At 32.5% G+C, this 5,991-nt stretch carries 3 protein-coding genes; all 3 read right to left on the bottom strand.

The genetic code is table 11. The features are described from left to right. Positions 1-544: 544 nt before the first annotated feature. Complete coding sequence (locus tag FTU91_RS15375; RefSeq protein WP_180082785.1) at positions 545-1,453, bottom strand: hypothetical protein; 909 nt, start codon at positions 1,451-1,453, stop codon at positions 545-547. Between the two features lie 424 nt (positions 1,454-1,877). Continuing rightward, on the bottom strand, positions 1,878-3,467 hold the full coding sequence (locus FTU91_RS15380) for a hypothetical protein (RefSeq protein ID WP_180082786.1): 1,590 nt from the start codon (positions 3,465-3,467) through the stop codon (positions 1,878-1,880). 198 nt (positions 3,468-3,665) lie between these two features. Continuing rightward, positions 3,666-4,658: a hypothetical protein gene (locus tag FTU91_RS15385; RefSeq protein ID WP_180082787.1), complete on the bottom strand. Its 993-nt coding sequence runs from the start codon at positions 4,656-4,658 to the stop codon at positions 3,666-3,668. Positions 4,659-5,991: the final 1,333 nt, after the last annotated feature.

Consider the following 5,991-nt stretch of genomic DNA (forward strand, 5'->3'; position numbering starts at 1 on the left):
AAGTCGTTTGAATGATTTCTTCTTGGTCTACGTGCCATAAAATACTCCATATATTGATGTTTATAACATCATTTGAGGAGCAGAATATCACTTATAGGAGTTGTTCAAATTTCCGGATCCATCTCTATAATTATCTTCTAGAGATTGACAGTTAGTCCCACTGGTTGCCATATCAACTTTCTTCCATTTCATTTCGGATAGAACTTTATTGATTGCTAATTTTTTATCTATATGTTTCATTACTTAATCTCGCATTTCTGTTTTTCTAACCAAGCTTCAACTTCTGTAACTTTAAAATAAAGATTACCTTGACGTGACGAAGAATATTTTATTGGCCTCGGAAAAGTTGGATCGTCTTTTATTAGTCGATACAACCCATTTCTACTAAGAGTCATAGTCACTCTTAGTTGTTCAAATTTCATAACTTGCATTCTTAACCTCACATAACAACTCATGAAATAAGTTTGAGGCTTAATAGAGTGAATAAAAAAAGGGATTTTTATTTTTAAAAAATAAAAATCCCTTTTGATAAAATTAAATTGTGCTAAGTTTCTTTCAATATTTCTTTTAGTCTGCCTTTTGTTAAAAGATTCTCTTTACTCAAATCTTCAAAAAAAATTTCAGAAATAAGTAATATTAAATCAAGATCATAGGGCTTTGCATGTACATCCACATTGTAAATTTCTTTAATAAAAACAGTACGATGACTATAATTGTCACGACGTATAGTTGCCTGAGTTTGTAAAAAACAGGAAATGTCATCTTTTATATCTTGTATAAGATCTAGAATGCTGAAATATTTGAATTTTTTTGAATAGTTATAAGCTTTCTGGTACAAAGTAGCTTCACTATAGCTATCATCAATAGATGATAAATATTTATTATCTTTCAAATATTTAACAAATTTTTGAAGATCTTCGTTACCTCTAGTCTGATGAAGTAACTCCTCATATCTTTTAGTTAGAACTTTGTCATCGACAAAAGCTAACTTGTTACCGTCAATCATGAATTTTAAAAACTCAATAAACCTATGATCTTTTAAGAAGATCCCATTATTTAAAAAATCGATTGGTGATGATTTAAAAGCATCAACAAAATTTTTAGTCTTTTTAGAGATATCTTTGATTAATTTACTATTGTGAGTTTTATTTTTAAAAGCAAAAGACTCTTGTAAAACTTTATTAGGGTCTGATTTGTACTTTATGCTCAAAGAGTAAATTTGAATGAATAAAAAAAGATCTGGTATTTTTAACTTCTTAATGAATATTTTTTGAAATCTAGAATCATCTAATAGCTTTATCATTAAATCAAGATATTCACGTTTAAGCCACTCTTCACGATTTAAAAATACTTTATCTATCAGTAAAGTTCTTTTATTTTCGTAGTCTAGCCTTTTATACATATTCAAAAATTTAATATTTTCTGCAATATCGTTTGCGTCTACCCTAACCATACCATCTCTGAAAGTTCAACTTTTGGTCTAGTAAACCAGAATATATTTTATCATTACAAATAAAACGGCTAAATTTCATACAATCAAAACTTATTTTTCTTAAATGATAATTCTTAAATATCCACATACTCATAAAGTATTTTCAATATGATATATTTTTCAGTTTGATTTATATGATTATTTATTATAATTAACACTAAATATTTAAAAAAATTAACAATTTTTTCTATCTCAGCTAGGCATTTCAGATGCTTATACTTCAATAGAATTAGAAGGTAGAAATGGGAGCCTAAAACGCCCATTTCTATTCTTTAACCTACTATTTCTTCATCTTAAGTAGACTATTAGGTCTTATAACATCCAGTGTATTTAATAGTAGAAAAAACCTGAATTTCTGACATTTCTTCTACTTAAAACTCTTTCGTTATACTGGCTCTTTATCCTGTGTTTCTTGCTTTAAAAATACTTCATCAATTTCAATTAGCAATTTTGTCATTTGCTCAAGAATGTTATCAAAAGCTATGATCAATTTATCATCTTCAATTCCTAAGCGTGCAATCGTATTTTCATATTTTGTTCCACGTCTATGGGCTACTCCAGTTGAACGTACTCCTTGTAATCCACCTAAGAAGGTTGCGACATCAAACGTAACTCCCCCCTTATACAAGAACTCTGCTAAGAGCTTAATTGATCCATTGTTTTCTATTGAAACAAGTTTTTTAAGTTCTTCAACATTAATTGAATCTATTGTTATTTTTACTAGAGATAATATTTGAGAGTCGAATTCTGACTGTTCATTTTTAGTCAATGAATGTAGAGTATTAAAACAATGATAATCAGCTTTATTTAGGGATAAAAAAAGTTCCCATCCTTTAGACTTTAGCCATTTTTTTTGAAATTGAGTAAAAATAGACTTAAAAACTAAATCTGGACTTTCAGCATTTGAAAATGCTCCAAGCATACTTCTTTCAAAATATGTTTTACTCATCTCCTTTCCTTCTGGAGATATATTGAAGCTTTTCCAATAAATCTGCTCTGAGTGAGGTAGATCTCTGCCTAGATCACCTAAAAATACACATACATGCTCTGAAGCATTATTATCAAAACGTAAATGCCAGTAGCCATGTCTGTCAATTGAACTATCCTGTACTTCATATTCATTTGATGACGAATAATATTTTTGAAGCACAGCCTTATCAAAATAGACTGGAGTCAGATAATGTGGAGAACCTTTGTTTTTTCCAAAGTAGTCCGATAACATGACAGGATCACAGGTGTGAATTATTTTGTCATGAGAATCTCCATCAATAATAAAAGATTCAAATTCTTTTCCATTTAATGGCTCGTAATATTTTTCTTCTCTAGGTAAGCAATAAAATAATTTTTTTCCTAACACTCTAGTAAATGTTTTATAACCATCCACATAGGAACCACCCCAATATCTAGTGTACGAAATAAACTCTTCATTTACACGTTCATCTGTAAGAGATTCATCTGTAATTTTGTGCCTAGTATTTTCAAAAAACAAGAGAAGATTCATTTGTCTTGCTGACATGAAAGCTGTTAAAAATGACTTCCGTATTAGAATTTCATTATTTGAATATTTAATAACTTCAATTTCTACACCATTGTCATCATCAACAATATATTTACTATTCGGCTTATCATTATAAAGATTAAAATATAAAACTAATTCCTGTAGTATCTCCCAATAAGGCTTTCTAGTGCCATGGAATGACCTATAAATTACAAGAGGAAGTAAAGTAGTTGTAGTAGGTTCATACCAAATTTTATCACCACAAGTGACAATTGATGGTCCCCCATCTCCCCGACTTAAATCCCATCCATACTTTTTCATTGCGTCACTAGTGTCTTCAGGTGGAATGAGGCAAGAAAAAATTGAACCATCCTCAGATTTATCTTCTTTATTTAGATTTCTATAGAGTGGAACCCAAATGGATTCTCCTAATTTATTCTTTACGAAGTCTATAAAATCATCCATATCTACAAGCATGTTTATTCCTTACTCATTTTTAACGTTGAGATTTTTATATGATATTAATCAAATTTAAACTCTTTAAATTATTAAAAGCTCTTATAACTTTTAGTAACAACTTTCTAGATAAATATCAATACACAATTAAGCATTGATTTCGCGACCAGTACTAATAATAATCACTGATAAAACATTAGTAGTTGAATTAGCAAGCATTTAGTCTTCAAGCTGATCTAAATATTGCTGTATTTCACTCCAGTCTGGTTTGCATGCTAGCTCTCGTGGTAATTCTGAATTAAAGTTTATATAAATCTCTCTGCGTAAACAGTATTCATCATAAATTTCAGCATATGTTTCATAACGTGGTGCAAAGTATAATTTCAAAGTGGGCAAGTTTGCATCATCCCATCTTTGCTTGCTACGGCTATATAAAAATAATTTACCTAATGTGTGAAGTCGACCTACTTGTTGTCTCATACCTCTAAAAACAGCATAGGTTTGAAAATAAGACTGCCATTTATTGAGGTCTTCAATTGGTTTAGCTTTATTAGTCTGTGAGACATAGCGGTTAATAATATTAACTAAGTCTGTCTTCTTTTTCGCAACCACTTCTTTTTTCCATCTCCACGTCCAGCTAAAAGGTTTATTTGGAGTTCTATAAAATTTGTCTGAATCTGAGTTGTACTTTTTGTGCGTCATTCGAACAAGTTCTGCTGAACATCCAGCAAAATCTAATTCTAGATAAGGTTTAGACATGACGAACCTCAAAACCTCATCATCATTAAAGTAGCTGTGGATTAAGTCTGTTTCAGCAATAATATGCTCTCTAGAAAAAGACAACTCTTCCACTTCAAAGATTTTATCTTTGCCGATTTGCTTTTGCTGTTCAGTAGAGTGAATTGGCTGCTTACTGTGTCTATGACTATTGGGTGTGGTGATTAATAGAATAAATTGCCATCTGTTCTCATAAATCACGTCTTGAACAATCAGATCAGCAATAGGCTTGCCAGTCTTAAGACGATAATTCCTTTGCCGACTCGTTAAATTCAGGTCATATCTGTCCGTTAGTTTCTCGATGAGTTTCTTAATGTTGGTTGTTGATCCTATTCCATTATCAATACTAAATGATGAGTAAAAATAAGCTCCACGAGTCACTTTGTCCTGAATTTTCTGTGCTGTGTACTTGGTATGAGGGCTGTAATTAATCATTTTTTATCATCCAACAATACAGTTTAACTGTAAATCAACAATCCACTTTTCCTTGTGGAATCCCATTTTTTCGTTTGTGTCAGTCAACAATAGAAATTGTCTGAATTAAGGTGATTTTTACTTTTGAGCTTTGCTCAAAACCGCTATGGCATAGCCATAGCTTTATGAATAGTCACCTCACTTTGTAAGGTGGCAATTAAGTAGTTCCTAATGACGACACAAACTTCATAAGTTAAATTTATATTATTTAAAATTTATTATCAATATTATTGATATATAAAATTAGATGTACTAATATGAACTTATCAATCGAATAGTGGACTGACCATCCATCCTTAATTTTCTTCTTTGAAGTTTTGGATGGGTTAATGACCACCATTCAAAACTTTGATACATATTGCCGTGAGTACCTGAATTAACCATTCTTGTACTGCCGATGTAGCGGACTGCTGGGGAAACCTCGCTCGGTACGTTGCAACGGGGGCTGGAGAGCTGCAATGCTCTTCTTCTATCCGTTCATTCAACTTGGATTTAAGAGTTCCTATATGCAATGCATATAAAGTTGTTGGGCGACAAGGACACGGGAGCCTATAAGGAATTTATTCCGAAATGGTCATCTGGTTAGCAATAGCCAGATTAGATTTAAAACCTTGGTTTTGAATTGACACCCTGTTCAAGGTGATACAGTCAGGAGCAGCACAGGATGTGCGATAGTCTCCGTTAATAGCTGAGTGTGTATGCTTGATCGAGGCAAGGGTCAACGACTTGCGAAAAGTATGCTCATTTCCAATCACGATGGCTGCTGAGAGTACCGTGAGGTACTAGGACTTCGAGCCTAACGGTAGAGAAGTTGGCACCATTTAGCGCAAGCTGAATGGGTCGCTGGATAGCTTAAACGTGTAACGGCATTAATCGATAGATGCTGATTGGAGTGTAAGAGTTTTACCCTTTATAAAGTTGTGTATACATCATATCCCGATAAAACTAAGGAACTACGGTTGGGGGAAACAGGAAGTATGTATGCAAGCGAGAGGATAAACGGTCTGCACATTAAGACACTTTGAAATAACTTGGGAAGCACTGTATAGAGGACTTAAATTGGTTAAAGGTCTATCAATTTATACAGTGTGGGAGCGATGGCAAGTAGCGCATATAAAGCAAGTCTTACTTGTGGAAATTGTGATACAAATCTTCATAAGAAAAATTGTATGTAAGCGTCCGCTGAATCCCATGCCTATTTTTTAATTTTGGTCGGATTTCCAGCGGTGTGGCAGTAATTCTTCTATTTGGGTCACTTTATGCGTCGGCAGCCTTTTCAGCACATCACTTAAAT

This window comes from Acinetobacter sp. YH12201 (assembly GCF_013418145.1).
Classification (GTDB): domain Bacteria; phylum Pseudomonadota; class Gammaproteobacteria; order Pseudomonadales; family Moraxellaceae; genus Acinetobacter.